This window comes from Paenarthrobacter ureafaciens, from assembly GCF_004028095.1.
In the GTDB taxonomy this organism is placed as follows: domain Bacteria; phylum Actinomycetota; class Actinomycetes; order Actinomycetales; family Micrococcaceae; genus Arthrobacter; species Arthrobacter ureafaciens.
In genome coordinates this window covers 15,240-33,618 of the sequence record NZ_SBHM01000004.1, presented here as the reverse complement: position 1 = coordinate 33,618, position 18,379 = coordinate 15,240, and the positions used below count along the sequence as shown (strand labels likewise).

Below are 18,379 nucleotides of genomic sequence, written 5' to 3'. Positions count from 1 at the left end.
GGTTCCCTGCGGCGACTATGCGCGGGCGCGGGCGCGGTTGGCCTTCGCGCGCTCGTTCGAGTCCAGGATCACCTTGCGGATGCGGATGTCCTCCGGGGTGACCTCAACGCACTCGTCCTCGCGGGCGAACTCGAGCGACTCTTCCAGGGTGAGCTCACGCGGCGGGGTCAGGTTCTCGAAGGAATCCGAAGAAGCCGCACGCATGTTGGTGAGCTTCTTTTCCTTGGTGATGTTCACATCCATGTCGTCGGCGCGGGAGTTCTCGCCGACGATCATGCCTTCGTACACCTCGGAGGTGGGCTTCACGAAGAAGGATCCGCGCTCTTGGAGGTTGATCATGGCGAACGGAGTCACAACACCGGCGCGGTCGGCGATCATCGAACCGTTGGTGCGGTATTCGATCGGGCCGGCCCACGGCTCGTAGCCCTCGGAGATCGAGGCAGCGATACCGGCACCACGGGTGTCCGTGAGGAACCGGGTACGGAAGCCGATAAGGCCACGGGCGGGAACGATGAATTCCATGCGGCACCAGCCGGTGCCGTGGTTGGCCATGTTGGTCATGCGACCCTTGCGGGCAGCCATGAGCTGCGTTACGGCACCCAGGTACTCTTCAGGCACGTCGATGGTCATGTGTTCCATCGGCTCGTGCAGCTTGCCGTCGATGGTCTTGGTGACTACCTGCGGCTTGCCGACGGTGAGTTCGAAGCCTTCACGACGCATCTGCTCAACGAGGATGGCCAGCGCGAGCTCGCCACGGCCCTGGACTTCCCAGGCGTCGGGACGCTCGGTGGGGAGCACCTTGATGGAGACGTTACCGATCAGTTCCTTGTCCAGGCGGTCCTTCACCTGGCGCGCGGTGACCTTGGCACCCTTGACCTTGCCGGCCAGCGGCGAGGTGTTGATACCGATCGTCATGGAGATCGCGGGATCGTCCACCTTGATCAGGGGCAGCGGCTGCGGGTTTTCCAGATCGGTGAGAGTCTCACCGATGGTGATGTCTTCGATGCCCGCGACGGCAACGATCTCGCCGGGTCCTGCGGATTCAGCCGGTACGCGCTCCAGTGCCTTGGTGGCCAGGAGCTCGGTGATCTTGACGGTCTTCAGCTCGCCGTTCTGGCGGGCCCAGGCAACCTGCTGGCCCTTGCGGAGGGTTCCGTTGTAGATGCGGAGCAGGGCGAGGCGACCGAGGAACGGGGAGGCGTCCAGGTTGGTCACGTGTGCCTGCAGCACACCCTCCGGGTTGTACGTCGGGGCCGGAATGTGCTCGATGATCGTCTTGAACAGGGGCTCAAGGTCCTCGTTCTCCGGAGCCGAGCCGTTGGCAGGCTGTTCGAGGGATGCGCGGCCGACCTTGGCTGCTGCGTAAACGACCGGAACCTCCAGGACCTTGTCCAGGTCCAGGTCCGGAACTTCGTCGGCGAGATCGGAGGCCAGGCCCAGGAGGAGGTCCATGGACTCGTGCACAACCTCGTCGATACGGGCGTCGGGGCGGTCGGTCTTGTTGACCAGGAGGATCACCGGCAGGTGGGCAGCCAGTGCCTTGCGGAGGACGAAGCGGGTCTGCGGAAGGGGACCTTCGGAAGAGTCGACCAGCAGCACGACGCCGTCAACCATCGAGAGCCCGCGCTCAACTTCGCCACCGAAGTCGGCGTGGCCGGGGGTGTCGATGACGTTGATGGTGATGGTCTCGCCATTGGAGGACGGGCCGTTGTAGGCAACCGTGGTGTTCTTGGCGAGGATGGTGATGCCCTTTTCGCGCTCCAGGTCACCGGAATCCATGACGCGGTCCTCAACCTCGCCGTGGGAGGCGAAGGAGTTGGTCTGCTTGAGCATGGCATCGACCAGGGTGGTCTTGCCGTGGTCAACGTGTGCAACGATCGCGACGTTGCGCAGATCGCTCCGCGACGCAGTATTAACGGTAGTTTCAGACATGCGTTTATGACTCGTTTCAGTGGTGAAGTCAGCTGTTGTAATCCGCGCGCAAACCTGATCTTCCTGACCGGAATACACAACGAAAAGACCCCGGGACACAGGGCACCTATGGCTATTCTAAACGCACACGCATGAGAGGGCCTAAAAAGCAATACTTCAGGGGCCCGGATGTGCCCCTGCCTACGCCGCCGCAGCGTTTGCTAAATGTTCAATCAAGATGCTGGATTTTCTTCGCGCCGTGCCCCATGATGTCTGCAGGAACCAGTGCCCTTCGGAGAAAATCGATGCGAAAAGCTTCGGCCGTGTTCCGCATGCTCGCACCGTTGATCGCCGTAGGCGTTCTGGCGGCCGGCTGCGGAACAAGCCAGCCATCCCCTGCCGCCACTTCACGCTCAGCCGCGCCCGCAGCGGCAGCGACGGCCGCCGCGGAAAAACCCCAGAGCATGGCTCCGGAGTCCCCCGCTCCGAACCTGCCCGCAGGCTCCCTCTACAGGAACCCTGCGAACAACCGGAACGAAATCGTCTTGGCCGATGTCCGGCACACGGCTGTCCTCATTGGCGACTCCCAGTCCCAGCCCAAGGACTCGTGGCCACAACGCGGCATCGCTGCCCTCGGCTACAAGCTGTACGTGGCAGGGATGGGTGGCACCGGCTTCGTGGCCGCCAACGACAAGACCGGTAACTACATTGACGCCCTCCAGCGCGGTGACTGGGTGCTCCCCTACGGGAGCCCGCCGCTGATCGTCATCCAAGGCGGCGGCAATGACGCCGCCCAGAAAGCCACGGACGCGCAGGTCGCTTCCAACGCCGAACGGCTCCTGGCGGTGCTGAAGAAGCGGTACCCCGGCTCGAGGATGGCCATGATCGGCACCCTGGCCAAGGGGGCTGCCAACGGCGGCGGACGGCGGACGGAAGTGGATGCCCTCCTCGGCAGGGTTGCTGCCAAGAACAACATTCCGTTCGTCAGCGCCGGCGACTGGCTCACGCGCTTCGACGCGGCGAAGGACCTGCAAGACAACGTCCACATGAAACCGTCCGGCCACGAGAAGCTGGGCAAGGTCTTGGCAGGCCAGCTTGCTGCCCTCGGGCTGGCTCCGCGGCCGGACAGCGATACCGCGCCGCAACCGGCGTCGTAATTAGTCCCTTAAACGGCAAAGCCGGTGGTTCCCTTTCGGGGACCACCGGCTTTGCCATTGCTCTACTGACCGGAAGTACGACGCCGGTTATGCCACCGCCGGGGGCAGCAGCAGCGAGCCGCCCGGGATCGCATCCAGCAGGGCCTGCGTGTAGGCCTGCTGCGGGTTGTCGAAGACGTCGTCGGTCCTTCCCGTCTCTACCAGCTTGCCCTTTTCCATGACGCAGACGTGATCGGCGATCTGGCGGACCACCGCGAGGTCGTGCGTGATGAACAGGTACGTCAGGCCGAGGTTGTCCTGAAGTTCAGCGAGGAGATTGAGCACCTGCGCCTGGACCAGGACGTCCAGTGCGGAAACAGCCTCGTCACAGATGATGACCTCGGGATCCAAGGCCAGGGCACGCGCGATCGCAATACGCTGGCGCTGGCCGCCGGAGAGCTCGTTCGGGTAACGCTGCATGGTGGTCTGCGGCAAGGCGACCTGGTCCAGCAGCTCCCGGACCTTCTTCTCGCGGCTTGCCGCATTGCCGATCTTGTGGACGCGCAGCGGCTCCTCGATGGTCCGGTAGATGTTGTACATCGGATCCAGCGAACCGTAGGGGTCCTGGAAGATCGGCTGCACGCGGCGCCGGAACTTGAACAGCTCCTTGCCCTTCAACCCCGCTGTATCAACACCATCGAAGAGAATCTGCCCGTCCGTGGGGCTCTCCAACTGCAGCACCATCTTGGCCACAGTGGACTTGCCGGAACCGGACTCGCCTACAATCGCCGTGGTGGTACCGCGCTTGACGTTGAAGCTCACCCCGTCCACGGCAGCGAAGTCCGTCGTTTTACCCAGACCCTGGCGCAGCTTGTAGACCTTGCGGAGGTCCTTGATCTGCAGGACGTCGTCCGCAGACTTTTCCTTGGCAGCATCCGTCGGCGCCAGCAGATCCTCGGCCTCGACCCCCTGCTCCTTGGCTACCTGAATGCGGCGGGAGGCCAGGGACGGAGCCGACTCCACAAGGCGGCGCGTGTAGGGGTGCTGCGGGTTCCGGAGCAGTTCCAGCGAAGGACCCGCTTCCACCACGTTGCCCTGGTACATGACCACTACTTTGTCCGCGCGCTCGGCAGCCAGGCCGAGGTCGTGGGTAATGAGCAGCACAGACGTGCCAAGCTCCGTCGTCATGGTTTCCAGGTGGTCCAGAATCTTGCGCTGGACCGTTACGTCCAGCGCGGATGTGGGCTCGTCGGCAATCAAGAGCTTGGGCTGGCAGCTCAAGCCGATGGCGATCAGCGCGCGCTGGCGCATACCGCCGGAGAACTCGTGCGGGTACTGCTTTGCACGGCGGGCAGCGTCCGGCAGGCCGGCCTCGGCTAACGCCCGTGCAACGTCATCCGGACCATCCGGACGTCCGTTCGCCTTGAGCGTCTCGCGGACCTGGTACCCGATCTTCCAGACGGGGTTCAGGTTGGACATCGGATCCTGCGGAACCATGCCGATGTGGCTGCCGCGCAGTTCGATCATCCGCTTTTCCGACGCGTGGGCAATGTCCTCCCCTTCCAGGACGATCTGCCCACCGGAGACGCGGCCGTTATTGGGCAACAGTCCAATGGCGGCAAGCGCCGTCGTCGATTTGCCTGAACCGGACTCCCCCACAATGGCGACTGTCTCGCCCGGCATGATGGTCAGGTGGGCGTTCTTGACCGCTTTCACCTCACCGGACCCGGTCTTGAACGTGATGGCAAGATCCTTGATCTCAAGGAGCGGCTGTGCCGGGGCCGTGGCTTCATCAATGCTGATGTTGGCAGAAGTCATGATGGCCTCCTTAGCGCTGTCGGCTCTTGGGATCAAGAGCGTCACGGACGGCGTCGCCAAGCATGATGAAGCTCAGGACGGTGATGGACAAGGCCGCAGCCGGGTACAACAGGATGCCCGGGTTGGTGCGGATGGAGGCGTTGGCTGCCGAGATGTCGTTACCCCACGACATGACGCTCGTGGGAAGACCGACACCCAGGAAGGACAACGTGGCTTCAAGGACGATGAAGACACCGAGCTCAAGGGTGGCCAGGACGATCACCGGCGCCAGGGCGTTGGGAAGTGCGTGCTTGACCAGCGCGCCGAACTTGGAAACACCCAGGGACCGGGCAGCAGTCACGAAGTCCGCATTGCGTACCTCGATGACGGCACCGCGGGTGATGCGGGCCATCTGCGGCCAGGCCAGCAGGGATATGGTGAGGACCACCGTCCACACACTCCGGTTCTCGCGGAACAGCGGCAGCTGGGTGATAACCAGCGCACCAAGGATGATCGGCAGTGCGAAGAAGATGTCGCCGAGTCGGGCCAGTACGGCATCCAACCAGCCACCGTAGTAGCCGGCAAGGGCGCCCAGCGTAACGCCGATGATGATGACGCAAAGCACGGACAGGATGCCCACGGACAAGGAAGCCTGCGTTCCGTGGATCACGCGTGAGTAGACGTCACAACCCTGGAGCGTGAAGCCCAAGGGGTGTCCCGCCGTCGGGCCGCCCTCGGAGTTGGCCAGCTGGCAGTCGTTGTTCGGTTCAACGTTGGTGAACAGGCCCGGGAAGAGCGCCACGACCACCAACAGCAGGATGAGCAACGCCGAGATGATGAACATCGGACGCCTGCGCAGCTTGCGCCACGCATCGGCCCACAGGCTGAGGGGTGCCTGTTCCGTCTTGACGGTGTCGGTGGCCAGCAGCGGAGTTTCCTCCACCGGGGCTACGAAGTGTTCGGTATTACTACTCATAACGGATCCTCGGATCGAGCCAGGCGTACAGGAGGTCAACCAGGAGGTTGGTCACCACAAACACAAGGACCAGGACGCTGACGATGGCCACAATGGTGGGACCTTCGCTGCGCTGGATTGCTTGGAACAGCTTGTTGCCCACGCCGGGGACGTTGAAAATGCCTTCGGTGACGATCGCGCCGCCCATGAGGCCGCCAAGGTTCGCACCCAGGTAGGTCACCACGGGGATCAGGGAGTTCCGCAGGATGTGCGCCATGACCACGCGCGGACGCGAGAGGCCCTTGGCGGTGGCAGTGCGGACGTAATCGGCGTTCATGTTCTCACTGACCGATGCCCGGGTGAGGCGCAGCACGTAGGCAAAGGAGACGAGCCCCAGCACGACTGCGGGCAGGATCAGGTTGCCCCAGTCCGCGTTGGCGCCGACCGTTGGTTTTGCCCATCCCAGCTGGACACCAAAAACCAACTGGAAGACGAAGCCGAGCACGAACGTCGGGACGGCGATCACGATGAGGGATGCCACCAGGACGGTGGAGTCGAACAGCTTGCCCTTGCGGAGTCCGGCGAAGACACCGAAGGCGATGCCGAAGACGGCCTGGATGATCAGGGCTTCGATGGCCAGCATGGCAGTGACCGGGAAAGCCCGGCCCAGTGCTGCCGCGATGGGCTGCTGCGTGAAGTCAACGCCGAGGTTGAAGGTGAAGAGGTTCTTCAGGAAGATTCCGTACTGGACCCAGAACGGCTGGTCCAGGTTGTACTGCGCGCGGAGTGCGTCGATGACGCTCTGCGGGGGCTGGCGTTCGCCGAAGAGGGCCGCGATGGGATCACCGGGCAGCGCGAACACCATGTAGTAGACAAGGAGCGTGGTTCCCAGGAAGACGGGAATCACCTGGAGGAGCCTACGCAGAATGTAGCGGACCACGGTTCACCCCCCTTTCTCTGGACGGGTGTTGGTGTGTCATGTTTGCCTTCCTGCCGAGGCAAGCAATTGGGGCCCGGCGCCATGGCCGGGCCCCAATGCCTCACGGCAAGTTCAGATCCTGAGGATTACTTGGCCTCGATGTTGTAGTAGAGGATGCCGCCGTTCCAGCCAGTCTCAGCTGATACGACGTTGTTGCTCCACACGATCGGACGGTTCAGGTACCACAGCGGCAGGCCGGGGAGGTCCTGGAACAGGATCTCCTGTGCCTGGTTGAACTTGGCGTTTGCTTCTTCAGGAGTCTTGGCACCCAGGCCCTCCTTGAGGAGCTTGTCGAACTCGGGGTTCGAGTACTTCTCGTAGTTGGAGGAAGCGTTGGTTGCCCAGACCGGGCCGAGGAAGTTGTAGAGCGACGGGTAGTCGCCCTGCCAGCCGGCGCGGGTCAGGCCCGGCAGGGACTGGGACTTGCGCAGGTCGAGGACTTCAGCGAACTTGGCGAATGGCTGGATCTCAGCTTCGATGCCGAGGTTGTTCTTGAAGCCATTGGCTACGGCGTCGATCCATTCCTTGTTGCCACCATCGGTGTTGGAAGCGATCTGCAGCGGCTTGGAGGAATCATACGGCTGGATCTTCTCGGCCTGGGCCCAGAGATCCTTTGCCTTCTGGGCATCGAACTTCAGGACATCGTTGCCCTTGATGGAGTCCGAGTATCCGTCAAGCACCGGAGCAGTGAACTCGGTTGCCGGGGTGCGGGTGCCGTTGAAGATCACCTTGGTGATCTCATCGCGGTTGATCGCGTGGGACAGCGCCTGGCGACGCAGTTTGCCGGCTTCACCCTGGAAGTTCTTGTTGTAACCCGGGATGTTCAACGTGGAGTTGTTGGCCACCGGCTTGGTGGAGTTACGGTCCTGGAAGTCCGTGGTGTAGGTCTTCAGGGCGTTGGACGGCAGGACGTCGGTGACGTCGAGGTTGTCAGCCTGCAGGTCCGTGTATGCCGGGCCCGGATCCGTGTAGAACTTGAAGGTCACGCCGCCGTTCTTGGCAGCACGAGGCCCGCTGTAATCAGTGTTCTTGACCAGGGAGATGGACTGGTCGTGTACCCAGGCACCTTCCTTCTCGAACTTGTACGGGCCGTTGCCGACCGGGTTCTCGCCGAACTTCTTCGGGTCCTTCAGTGCTTCGGAGGGAAGCGGGTAGAAGGCGGAGTAACCCAAGCGGAGGGACCAGTCAGCTTCCGGCTGGGAGAGCTTGACCGTGATGGTCTGGTCATCCTTGGCGGCGAGGCCGGACATGGTCTGTGCGGTCGGAGCCGGGGTGGAGGTCTTCTTGCCGTCAGCGCCGGTGGTCTCGTTGACCGCGCTGACATCGGCGTAGCCCTCGATGGATTCGAAGAAGAAGCCGTTGTTCTGGAGGTTGGTGCTCAGCGCAGCAAAGTTCCAGGAGTCAACGAAGGTCTTGGCCGTGATGGCTTCCCCGTTGGTGAATTTGGCGCCGGACTTGACCTTGATGGTCCAGTTCTGGGAATCCGTGGTTTCAATGGATTCTGCCAGTGCGTTGACCGGCTTGCCGCTCGGGTCGTACGCGCGCAGGCCCTCAAAGAGGAGCTCGACGACGCGGCCACCGTACACCTCATTGGTGTTCGCGGGGAGCAGCGGGTTCTGCGGTTCGTTGCTGTATGCGGTGATGACCTTGTTGGGATCACTCGCGGCAGAGCTGTCCGTGTTGCTGCCGGAACCGCCGCCGCAACCGGTTACGGCGAGAGCGACGATCGCCGCAATGCCTAGAGCTTTGGAAGTGCGCGAGAAACGCATTCCGCCTCCTATGAGTCGTGGAGTTGGGCAGGGAGAAACCAGGTTCTCCCCAGGCGCGGGCACAGTTTCCTACTGTGACGTTGCCTACATGTGAGTGTAAGCCTACCCACATTGCGTCCAGATGTTGGAACAAACCAACCAAACTGTAACCGTTCCGCAACCTCTAGTTGCCTAATCTGCCAACGATTTCAAGTCAATCGCTACCCGGTGGTAACATTCGCTGTCTGACAGCAGGACAGGGCTGATTTTGGGCATAAAGAATCCCCGGTCCTGCTGACAAATCAGCAGGGCGGGGGATTAATACAGCAGGACACCTCTGGGTGATCGCTCGTAGTAGCGGGGTTAGCCGGGCGACGCTCCCCTAATTTGAGAACCAGCGACTCTGCTGCCAACCCCGGGACATCGGCCGGATTCCCAAGGCAGCGACGTCCCGTTCAGTCATACAGCGATTGCCGTGGTCAGAATCTCATGGTCCGGGCGCAGTCCCCCGTCGGTGACGACGTCCACCTCAACACCTAATAACTCACTTGCAGCTGCAGCGAAGGCAGCTATGGTCAAGAGCCCTACCCCAGGCGAACGTGTGACGAGGATATCGAGATCACTTCCGGGGCGGTCGGTGCCACGGGCTGCTGAACCAAAGACACGAACGTTGCTTAGCCGGTATCGAGATGCCAAATCGGTCAATTCATGGCGATGATTAGCGAGTGCATCATGCGGCAGGGGCTGAGCAGCCGCCCGCAACCTTTGCAGCATGGAAGCCGAAGCCCTGCGTCGACCCGTTTCATATGCAGCTATGTTGGGTTGAGCTACTCCGGAACGTAGAGCGAGCTCAGCTTGGCTAAGCCCTGCTGCTTCCCTAACCTCACGCACCACGTTGCCCACGCCCATCACAGTATCGCTTGATATGCCCAGTGTCTCCGGTGACCCGGCGCCACGGTAATCCCCGCAACCACCATTGCCCGGGCGGTGTCCTTACCCGATCAGGTACACCATGCCTCGACCTTCCTCAGCGACGGCCCGCACGAAAGTACGGGCCCGTCGCAGATAGGGGATGGCATACTCAGCGTCGGAGTCAGAAAGGGCACAGGAAGTGGTGGTGCCCTGCACCCTCATCGTGTCCCTCTGCAGAGGGCCCCGCTGCCGTATGTGGATAACGCGGATACCATGCCTCACTTGTATGTCTTTTCAGGGTTGGCCCCGCAGTGCCGCTGCCAAATACGGCGCCGTCCGGCTCTCAGCGGAGCACGCCACCTCAACCGGCGTTCCGGCGGCGATGATCCGGCCGCCGGCGTCGCCTCCCGCGGGGCCCAGGTCGATCACCCAGTCAGCGCCGGCCACCACGTCCATGTCGTGTTCGACCACGATCACTGTGTTGCCGGCATCGACCAGCCGGTGCAGCTGCGCCATCAGAAGCTGGACATCTGAGGGGTGCAATCCTGTGGTGGGCTCATCCAGCACATAGAGGGTGTGGCCACGCTGGGCCCGCTGCAGTTCGGTAGCGAGCTTGATGCGCTGGGCCTCTCCACCGGAGAGTTCGGTGGCGGGCTGGCCCAATCTCAGGTAGCCCAAACCTACCTCGCGCAGGGTCTTGAGGCTGCGCGCGGCGGCAGGCACGTCTGTAAGGAACTCTGCGGCGGAGTCCACCGTCATGGCGAGGACCTCGGCGATGTTTTTGCCGCGGTAACTGACTTCCAGCGTTTCCGGCTTGTAGCGCGTGCCGTGGCACTCGGGGCAGGGCCCGTAGCTTCCGGGCAGGAACAGCAGTTCAACGGCCACGAACCCTTCGCCCTGACAGGTCTCACAGCGGCCTCCGGCCACGTTGAAGGAAAACCGTCCGGTGTCGAAGCCGCGGGCGCGGGCTTCGTCCGTGGCGGCGAATTCCTTCCGAACGGCGTCGAAGAGTCCCGTATACGTCGCGAGGTTGGAGCGCGGAGTACGGCCGATCGGTTTCTGGTCCACCTTTACAAGCCGGTCCAACTGCCCCAGCCCCGAGACGCATTTTCCTGTCAGCGCTTCGGCGGGGTTCCCGGCCTCAGTGCCGTGCTCCTCCGACGCCGGTTCCCCAAGAGCATCGGCGTCCGGACGCAATTGAGCACCCACCATCCCGGCCAGAACCTGGCTGACCAGAGTCGACTTGCCTGAGCCGGACACGCCGGTCACCGCGGTCAGCACCCCCAGCGGAAAGTCGGCGTCGAGTTTGCGCAGGTTATGCCGGCTGATGTCCCGGAGTTCCAGCCAACCAACCGGTTCCCGGCGGGTACCTCTGCTGCGGGCAAAATCTGCGACCGAACCGCCGTCGACCGTTCCATCGGAATCATTCGGGAACAAGAAGGGCCTCGTCACGGATTCGGGGACCTCGGCGAGGCCGGCTACCGGGCCGCTGTAGAGCACCTCGCCTCCTCCTTCACCGGCGCGCGGACCCACATCCACCAACCAGTCCGCGCGGCTTACCAGATCCATGTTGTGCTCCACCACGAACACGGAATTGCCGGATGACTTGAGTCGGTCCAGGACCGCGAGCAAGGGTTCGGCGTCGGCGGGGTGGAGACCGGCGGAGGGCTCGTCAAGCACGTAGATCACACCGAATAACCCGGAACGGAGCTGGGTGGCAATCCTGAGGCGCTGCATCTCTCCCGGGGAGAGCGTGGGCGTGGAACGGCCCAAGGCAAGGTAACCCAGCCCCAAATCCAACAGCACAGTGATCCGCATCAACAGGTCCCGGGTGATGGCGACAGCCACCTCATTGCCTTCGCCTGAAGACTGCTTGCGGGAAGCGGTACCGGCTGCCGTCAGTTCCGTGGTGGGCCGGATTACCTCCGCCAGCTCGGTCATGGACAAGGCGTTCAGCTCGGCGATGGTCTTTCCGGCAAAAGTAACAGCCAAGGCTTCCGCCCTGAGCCCGCTGCCGGCACAGCGCGGGCACGGTCCCGTCTGCATGAAGCGCAGCACGCGGTCGCGCATGGCGGAGCTTTTGGAGTCTGCCAAAGTGTGCAGCACGTAGCTCCGGGCGCTCCAGAACCGGCCCTTGTACGGCTTGGCGACACGGTCGCGTTGCGGCCTCACCTCCACCACCGGCTGCTCTTCCGTGAAAAGGATCCAGTCACGGTCCTTCTTGGGTAGCTTCCGCCACGGGGTTTCGATGTCGTAGCCGAGATGGGCCAGGATATCGCGCAGGTTCTTGCCCTGCCATGCGCCGGGCCAGGCGGCGATGGCGCCCTCGCGAATGCTGAGGGAAGGGTCAGGGACAAGGGAGTTTTCACTGACGGTGTGCGCGACGCCCAAGCCATGGCATTCCGGGCAGGCACCTGCCGCGGTGTTCGGGGAGAAGGCATCCGAGTCCAGCTGACCGGAACCTTCCGGGTAGCTGCCGGCGCGCGAGAAAAGCATGCGCAGCGAGTTGGACAGCGTAGTGACAGTGCCAACCGTGGACCGGGCCGTAGCTGTACCGCGGCGCTGCTGAAGCGCGACGGCGGGCGGCAGGCCCGTGATCTGCTCCACCTTTGGGTTGTGCCCCTGCTGGATGAGCCGGCGTGCGTACGGCGCGACAGATTCGAAGTACCGGCGCTGGGCTTCGGCATAGATGGTACCGAAGGCCAACGACGACTTCCCTGAGCCTGACACGCCGGTAAACGCCACGATGGCGTCGCGAGGCACGTCAACGTCCACGTTGCGCAGGTTGTTTTCCCGGGCGCCACGAACCTGGACAAAGCCATATCCGGAGTGGTCGGGATCCAGCGCGGACAAGGTCAGCGCAGGCAGATCGGAAGCATACTGTTCACTAGTCATCGGTCCGACTCTATCGGTGGCCGTGGGGCGGCGACGCCGCAGCGTCAGACGTTGAAGCGGAACTCCACCACGTCGCCGTCGGACATGACATAGTCCTTGCCTTCGATCCGGACCTTGCCGCGGGACTTGGCCTCGGCCATGGAGCCGGCATCGACGAGGTCGTCGAAGGAGACAACCTCAGCCTTGATGAAGCCGCGCTGGAAATCGGTGTGGATGACGCCGGCAGCTTGCGGGGCGGTGTCACCTTGGCGAATGGTCCATGCGCGCGTTTCCTTGGGCCCGGCGGTGAGGTACGTCTGCAGGCCAAGAGTGTGGAAGCCAACCCGGGCCAGCTGGTCAAGGCCGGACTCGGTCTGGCCGTTCATTTCCAACATCTCGCGGGCTTCTTCCTCGTCGAGTTCAACGAGGTCCGCCTCGAGCTTGGCGTCCAGGAAGATGCAGTCGGCGGGAGCAACCATAGCGCGCAGTTCTTCCTGCTTCTCCGCGCTGCCCAGGATGCCTTCATCTGCGTTGAAGACGTAGATGAACGGTTTGGCTGTGAGGAGGCTGAGCTCCTTCAGGTACTCCAGCTCCAGCTTGTCGCTCTTGATCGAGGAGAAGATCGTGTCGCCACGCTCCAGCACCGCTTGGGCTGCCTTGATGGCGTTGAGCTCGGCAGCCTCGCGCTTCTTGATCTTGATTTCTTTTTCGATGCGCGGAATGGCTTTTTCGATCGTCTGCAGATCGGCCAGGATCAGTTCGGTGTTGATGGTTTCCATATCCGAACGCGGATCGACCTTGCCGTCAACGTGGACAACGTCGGGATCGTCGAACACCCGGATGACCTGGGCGATGGCCTCGGCTTCGCGGATGTTCGCCAGGAACTGGTTGCCCAGGCCTTCGCCCTCGGAGGCGCCCTTGACGATGCCCGCGATGTCCACGAAGGACACGGTTGCCGGCAACTGCCGCTGGGAACCGAAGATTTCAGCCAGCTTTTGCAGACGCGGGTCAGGCAGGTTCACGACGCCGACGTTTGGTTCGATGGTTGCGAACGGGTAGTTCGCTGCAAGAACCTGGTTCCGGGTCAGTGCGTTGAAGAGGGTTGATTTGCCGACGTTGGGCAGTCCGACGATGCCAATAGTAAGAGCCACGAGCATTGATTCTACCCGGTAGCGCACGCCGTTCCGATTCAGCTCCCTCCGGGTTGGGACACCCCGGCAGGGCCCTGCACTAAAACTGTCGTACCCCTGTGACAGGGTTACTGCATGGATGGATTTGGAGTGGTTCTGGCCTTGTTGATGCTGCTGATCGGAGCAGCACTGGGACTTGGCATCGCGTACGTTGTCTTCCGTCGCCGGGGTGCGGGATTGGAAGCGGATTTCGACGCCGTTTCGGCGCGCCTCTCGGAGGTGACCGCCCAGTACGCAGCCGCCGACGCCGAACGTCGCCTTCTGTTCGCACAGAACCGCGAGCTCAGCGAATCCAGGAACTCGGACGGCAGCGTGCTGCGCGCCCTGGCCCCGGTTGCGGAGAAGCTGACAGCCGTCCAGCAGCAGGTCTCACTGCTGGAGCGCGACCGCGTGGAGCAGTACGGCCAACTCGCCCAGCAGTTGCAGGATGCCCGCCTTTCCGACGAGCAACTCCTGAGGTCGACGCATGCGCTGGCCTCGGCTCTCCGTTCCAACAGTGCCCGTGGCCAGTGGGGCGAAGTCCAGCTCCGCCGGGTGGTTGAGGCCTCCGGAATGATGCGCCACGTCGACTTCTACGAGCAAGTCCATTCCGTGCGGAGTGAGAACACGCTGCGGCCCGACCTCGTGGTCCAGTTGCCGGGCAGCAAGCAACTGGTGGTGGACGCCAAGGTACCTCTTGGGTCGTACCTGGCGGCGCAGGAACAGATCCACGGAGAGGGTGCCCTGGGAGAATCAGTCACGGACCAGGCCCGTCAGGATTCCAAGAGTCTTCTGGCCCAGCATGCGAAGGCCCTCAAGGCCCACATTGACGCCTTGGCGGCAAAGAAGTACTGGGACATCCCGGGCAACTCCCCCGAGTTAGTGATCTGTTTCCTGCCGGCGGAGTCGATCCTCGCCTCGGCTCTGGAAGCGGACGCCGGGCTCCTGGAGCATGCGCTCTCCAAGAACGTCGTCCTGGCATCGCCCGGAACGCTCTTGGCAGTCCTCAAGTCGGTGGCGTTCACCTGGCGCCAGGACGTCCTCACGGACAGCGCGCACGAGCTCTTCGAGCTGGCCAAGCAGCTTTACGAGCGCATGGGCACCTTGGGGGAAAATGTCGGCAAGCTGGGCAGCTCACTGAAGACGTCCGTGGACCGGTACAACGCGATGGTTGGCACGCTTGAAGCCCGGGTTCTTCCGACCGCGCGCAAGCTCAACACCATGGATGACGCCGGCCTCACCTCACCTGCTTCGGTGGAAGTGGTCCCGCGCTCCCTCGCAGCACCCGAACTCCTCGCTGTAGAGCCGAGCGACAGGGGCATCGACGCAGATGCAAGCAGGGAGTCTGCCGCCTGAGGACCTGACAGGGCACAAGGAAACGGCCCGGTTGCTTGCATCCTGTCGATGCAAGCAACCGGGCCGTTGACGATCACGAAACGTTAGGACGTGGGGCGGTTGCCCCGTCCGCCCAAGGCACGGCTGACGTCGCCGGCTTGCTTGAGCGTTGCGCGGAGTTCCTTGGGCAGCGAGAAAAGGAGGTCTTCCTCTGCCGTGACAACTTCCTGAACCTCGCCGTAGCCATAGTCGGCCAAAAGCCGGAGCACGTCCTGGACCAGGACCTCGGGAACGGATGCCCCTGAAGTCACGCCCACCGTGGCCACGCCTTCGAACCAGCTTTCGTCCACCTCATTGGCGAAGTCCACCCGGTAGGACGCTTTGGCCCCGTATTCAAGGGCTACCTCGACGAGGCGGACGGAGTTGGAGGAGTTGGCCGAACCAACCACGATCACCAAGTCAGCCTGGGGAGCGATCTTCTTGATGGCTACCTGGCGGTTGGTGGTGGCGTAGCAAATATCGTCACTGGGCGGATCCTGAAGGGTGGGGAACCGCTCTTTGAGCATCCGCACGGTCTCCATGGTCTCGTCAACACTCAAGGTTGTCTGGGAGAGCCAGATGGTCTTTTCGGGGTCGCGGACAGTCACCTTGCCGACCTCGTGCGGGCCGTTGATGATCTGGATGTGTTCCGGGGCTTCGCCGGCGGTTCCTTCGACTTCCTCGTGGCCGTCGTGGCCGATCAGCAGGATGTCGTAGTCCTCCTTCGCGAAGCGAACTGCTTCACGGTGGACCTTGGTAACCAGCGGGCACGTGGCATCGATGGTCCGCAGGCCGCGGTCCTCTGCGGATTGAACTACGGCCGGAGACACGCCATGCGCCGAGAAAATGACCAGGGCACCCTCGGGTACCTCGTCCGTCTCGTCAACGAAGATGGCGCCCTTTTCTTCGAGGGAGGTAACAACATGCACGTTGTGCACGATCTGCTTCCGTACATAGACGGGCGGACCGTAGTGCTCCAGCGCTTTCTCCACCGCGATGACGGCCCGGTCCACGCCGGCACAGTAACCGCGGGGAGCTGCCAGCAGGACTTTCTTGGTTCCCGTAACCGGGGCGGCAGCCAGCACCTCTTCAGGAGATCGACGTCTGCGGGGCACCGTGGGCATCGGAATAGAAACTGCTGTGCTGGTCATCCTTCAATGTTACCGGCCAGTGCCGGACCGGTCCGCAGAACGTGACCGTCCTCTCCCTGTGAGAAGCCACGCAATGACACTCAACGCCAGCATTCCGCCAGAGGCCCATATGCTCGCCGCAATCCATTCCCCGAAGCCGGATCTGGCCGAGGCGAGAAACTCCTCCTTGAAGAGTTCCGCCACACTGTTGCCGCTGGAGAGGTTTTCCGCAGCACGGACGGCGATGTCCGCCGTCGTCGTCCACACTGCAGCCAATGCCAGCCCGCCCAGCCCAAAGAAGATCAGGACCACCGCGCGTCGCCGCGCTGCGGCGAGGGCAAGCAAGGCGGAAAGTACGGCACCGACGGCGGCCACCCACCACAGCGGGACAAACGCAGAAACACGCTCAATGACCTGCCGCTGCGCGGGTTGGCCGAGAGTTACGACGCTCTGTTCGGGCACGTCCAACCGGATGCCCGTGGAGGAGGCAAAGTGATCCCGGATCAGCCGCACCAGCGGAGCAATATCCAACTGCAGCGCCGTTGGTGACTGCGCCTCCTCCGCCTTGATGGTGCCGAAGTTCAGGCGGTGGCTGTTCCTCGCGGTCTCCTCCCAGGCCTGCGGGTAGTCGCTCCAGGATTGCATGCCGGACGCGGCATCCTTGATGGCTCCGGCAGCAAGGTTTCGGACGGGTTCCGGAAGCGAGACAGACGATTCAAAGGTGCCGGCTGCGGCAGCGGCGAGCCGTTCCTGGAAGCCGGGATCGTTCCCCAGCGCCGCAGCCATCCGTACGAAGCCATCTTCCTTGACCACGTTGGTGTCCACCCACGCTGCCGGTACAGCCACTGCTGTCAGCAACAACGCAAGGATCACTCCGACTGCAGAAACAAAGGTACGCACAGTCATCCTTGAGGTTCGGGGGCAGTGCCACCATCCTAGGCTGTCCACATACGGGGAAAAATGTCGGACCCGGGGTTGAGGCTATGGATAGAGTTGGAAGGCGCCGGCAACGGCAACAGCAGCGCTAGCGAGGACAAACACATGCAGGACAACGCACGGATCACTGATGTCAGCTGAAGCCAGACCCGAATCGACCCTGCCCGGTACTGCTGCGGAGACCAGCCCGGACAATCCGTGGCCGCTCCAACTGTTGTCCCGCAAGCTCAAAGCCCACATTGAGCGCGCACCTGCAGCCTGGATCGAGGGCCAGGTTATTGAAATGAACCGCCGCGGAGGCAACGCCTTCCTCACCTTGCGGGACATCGACGACGAAATCTCCCTGCCCGCCTCCGTGTGGTCCACAGTCCTGGACCGCCAGCGGACTCCCTTGGAACGGGGCTCCCGCGTGGTGGCCTTGGTGAAGGCAGACTTCTGGGTCAAGACCGGACGGCTCAACATGTCCGTCAAGGACATCCGGCCGGTGGGCCTGGGCGATCTTCTCGCCAGGATCGAACGGCTACGCCAGGCGCTGGCTGCCGAGGGCCTCTTCGCTGAATCCCGGAAACGCAAGCTACCGCTCCTCCCCCACCGGATCGGCCTCATCACAGGCCGGGATTCGGACGCCAAGAAAGACGTCCTGCGGAACGCTGCGCTTCGCTGGCCCGCCGTGGAGTTCGATGTCCGCGAAGTCGCGGTCCAAGGCAACACCGCCGTATCGCAGATCATCGGGGCGCTCCGGAAACTGGATGCGGACCCGCACGTCGATGTCATCGTCATGGCCAGGGGCGGCGGAGCACTGGAAGACCTCCTGCCATTCAGCAACGAGGACCTCATCCGGGCCGTGGCCGCAGCAACCACGCCGGTGGTAAGCGCCATTGGCCACGAGGCCGACCGTCCGATCCTTGATGACGTTGCCGACCTCCGGGCGTCGACGCCAACCGACGCGGCAAAGCGGATTGTGCCGGACGTTTCAGAGGAACTCGCGGCCGTGCGGCAGGCACGCGACCACCTGAGGCGCAGCATCGGAAGGATGGTGGATCGGGAAACCGACAGGCTGCACGCGCTAAGGTCGCGTCCGGTCCTGGCAGCCCCGGATACGCTGGTGGATGTCCGCGCCGACGAGGTTGCGCGACTTAGGCAGAGGTCCCACACTGCCGTGAACTCGGCGGTAGTGCGTGCCCTTGACCAGGTGCACCACCTGCGCGCCCAGGTGCGTGCACTGTCTCCGCAAAAGACCCTTGACCGGGGTTATGCCGTAGTGCAGATCATCGGTGAGGATCAGGCAGGGCACACCGTGGTCACCAGCCCGGAACAGGTACCCGAGGACACGCCCCTCTCGATCCGGGTAGCAGACGGCAGGTTCCGTGCCACGTCCGCCGGCCAGGCCGAAATCGCCGAACGATAGCCGAACGCCGGGCGCATCAGGCACACGAAAAAGCCGCCGGGCACGCCCAC

General features: G+C 63.0%; 13 protein-coding genes. 3 read left to right on the top strand and 10 right to left on the bottom strand.

Going from position 1 to position 18,379, the window contains the following annotated elements:
- Positions 1 to 15: 15 nt before the first annotated feature.
- Positions 16 to 1,932, bottom strand: a complete 1,917-nt coding sequence (gene typA, locus AUR_RS00985; RefSeq protein ID WP_021471763.1) for a translational GTPase TypA — start codon at positions 1,930 to 1,932, stop codon at positions 16 to 18.
- A gap of 284 nt (positions 1,933 to 2,216) precedes the next feature.
- Between typA and AUR_RS00980 the strand changes: the two genes are divergently transcribed.
- Complete coding sequence (locus tag AUR_RS00980; RefSeq protein ID WP_082694532.1) at positions 2,217 to 3,068, top strand: SGNH/GDSL hydrolase family protein; 852 nt, start codon at positions 2,217 to 2,219, stop codon at positions 3,066 to 3,068.
- A gap of 87 nt (positions 3,069 to 3,155) precedes the next feature.
- Here AUR_RS00980 and AUR_RS00975 read toward each other — a convergent pair whose 3' ends face one another.
- From AUR_RS00975 to ychF, 7 genes are all read right to left on the bottom strand, one after another.
- Positions 3,156 to 4,865 (bottom strand): ABC transporter ATP-binding protein, encoded by a 1,710-nt coding sequence (locus AUR_RS00975; protein ID WP_062097369.1) that lies wholly within the window; start codon positions 4,863 to 4,865, stop codon positions 3,156 to 3,158.
- A gap of 10 nt (positions 4,866 to 4,875) precedes the next feature.
- Entirely contained in the window at positions 4,876 to 5,820 is a 945-nt protein-coding gene (locus AUR_RS00970; protein WP_021471759.1) for an ABC transporter permease, read from the bottom strand.
- Entirely contained in the window at positions 5,813 to 6,739 is a 927-nt protein-coding gene (locus AUR_RS00965; protein WP_021471758.1) for an ABC transporter permease, read from the bottom strand. Before AUR_RS00965 ends, AUR_RS00970 begins: the two co-directional genes overlap by 8 nt.
- 125 nt (positions 6,740 to 6,864) lie before the next feature.
- A complete protein-coding gene (locus AUR_RS00960) occupies positions 6,865 to 8,547 on the bottom strand; it encodes a peptide ABC transporter substrate-binding protein (protein ID WP_062097371.1) in 1,683 nt (560 codons plus the stop codon).
- 438 nt (positions 8,548 to 8,985) lie between these two features.
- Positions 8,986 to 9,435 (bottom strand): XRE family transcriptional regulator, encoded by a 450-nt coding sequence (locus tag AUR_RS20385; protein ID WP_082694531.1) that lies wholly within the window; start codon positions 9,433 to 9,435, stop codon positions 8,986 to 8,988.
- 297 nt (positions 9,436 to 9,732) lie between these two features.
- On the bottom strand, positions 9,733 to 12,333 hold the full coding sequence (gene uvrA / locus AUR_RS00950; protein ID WP_062097375.1) for an excinuclease ABC subunit UvrA: 2,601 nt from the start codon (positions 12,331 to 12,333) through the stop codon (positions 9,733 to 9,735).
- 44 nt (positions 12,334 to 12,377) lie between these two features.
- Positions 12,378 to 13,463 carry a redox-regulated ATPase YchF gene (gene ychF / locus AUR_RS00945; RefSeq protein WP_062099270.1) on the bottom strand — a complete coding sequence of 362 codons (1,086 nt, stop codon included), beginning with the start codon at positions 13,461 to 13,463 and terminating at the stop codon, positions 12,378 to 12,380.
- A 114-nt stretch (positions 13,464 to 13,577) separates the two neighbouring features.
- On the opposite strand from ychF, the gene AUR_RS00940 reads away from it, so the two are divergent.
- Positions 13,578 to 14,837 (top strand): DNA recombination protein RmuC, encoded by a 1,260-nt coding sequence (locus tag AUR_RS00940; RefSeq protein ID WP_062097377.1) that lies wholly within the window; start codon positions 13,578 to 13,580, stop codon positions 14,835 to 14,837.
- A gap of 83 nt (positions 14,838 to 14,920) precedes the next feature.
- Here AUR_RS00940 and AUR_RS00935 read toward each other — a convergent pair whose 3' ends face one another.
- Both AUR_RS00935 and AUR_RS00930 read right to left on the bottom strand, forming a co-directional pair.
- Positions 14,921 to 16,006 carry a 4-hydroxy-3-methylbut-2-enyl diphosphate reductase gene (locus tag AUR_RS00935; protein ID WP_062097379.1) on the bottom strand — a complete coding sequence of 362 codons (1,086 nt, stop codon included), beginning with the start codon at positions 16,004 to 16,006 and terminating at the stop codon, positions 14,921 to 14,923.
- A 9-nt stretch (positions 16,007 to 16,015) separates the two neighbouring features.
- Positions 16,016 to 16,891: a hypothetical protein gene (locus AUR_RS00930; protein ID WP_062097381.1), complete on the bottom strand. Its 876-nt coding sequence runs from the start codon at positions 16,889 to 16,891 to the stop codon at positions 16,016 to 16,018.
- Between the two features lie 160 nt (positions 16,892 to 17,051).
- On the opposite strand from AUR_RS00930, the gene xseA reads away from it, so the two are divergent.
- The gene (gene xseA / locus AUR_RS00925) at positions 17,052 to 18,329 is read left to right on the top strand and encodes an exodeoxyribonuclease VII large subunit (protein ID WP_062097383.1); all 1,278 of its coding nucleotides are present in this window, start codon (positions 17,052 to 17,054) and stop codon (positions 18,327 to 18,329) included.
- The last annotated feature ends 50 nt before the right edge of the window (positions 18,330 to 18,379 follow it).

What these genes read in the sequence shown, in the direction of transcription:
- AUR_RS00960 (WP_062097371.1), bottom strand. Translation starts at nt 8,547, where the DNA reads ATGCGTTTCTCGCGCACTTCCAAAGCTCTAGGCATTGCGGCGATCGTC.
- AUR_RS00930 (WP_062097381.1), bottom strand. Translation starts at nt 16,891, where the DNA reads ATGACTGTGCGTACCTTTGTTTCTGCAGTCGGAGTGATCCTTGCGTTG.
- AUR_RS00980 (WP_082694532.1), top strand. Translation starts at nt 2,217, where the DNA reads ATGCGAAAAGCTTCGGCCGTGTTCCGCATGCTCGCACCGTTGATCGCC.
- AUR_RS00940 (WP_062097377.1), top strand. Translation starts at nt 13,578, where the DNA reads ATGGATGGATTTGGAGTGGTTCTGGCCTTGTTGATGCTGCTGATCGGA.
- AUR_RS20385 (WP_082694531.1), bottom strand. Translation starts at nt 9,435, where the DNA reads ATGGGCGTGGGCAACGTGGTGCGTGAGGTTAGGGAAGCAGCAGGGCTT.
- xseA (WP_062097383.1), top strand. Translation starts at nt 17,052, where the DNA reads ATGTCAGCTGAAGCCAGACCCGAATCGACCCTGCCCGGTACTGCTGCG.
- AUR_RS00970 (WP_021471759.1), bottom strand. Translation starts at nt 5,820, where the DNA reads ATGAGTAGTAATACCGAACACTTCGTAGCCCCGGTGGAGGAAACTCCG.
- AUR_RS00935 (WP_062097379.1), bottom strand. Translation starts at nt 16,006, where the DNA reads ATGACCAGCACAGCAGTTTCTATTCCGATGCCCACGGTGCCCCGCAGA.
- uvrA (WP_062097375.1), bottom strand. Translation starts at nt 12,333, where the DNA reads ATGACTAGTGAACAGTATGCTTCCGATCTGCCTGCGCTGACCTTGTCC.
- typA (WP_021471763.1), bottom strand. Translation starts at nt 1,932, where the DNA reads ATGTCTGAAACTACCGTTAATACTGCGTCGCGGAGCGATCTGCGCAAC.
- AUR_RS00975 (WP_062097369.1), bottom strand. Translation starts at nt 4,865, where the DNA reads ATGACTTCTGCCAACATCAGCATTGATGAAGCCACGGCCCCGGCACAG.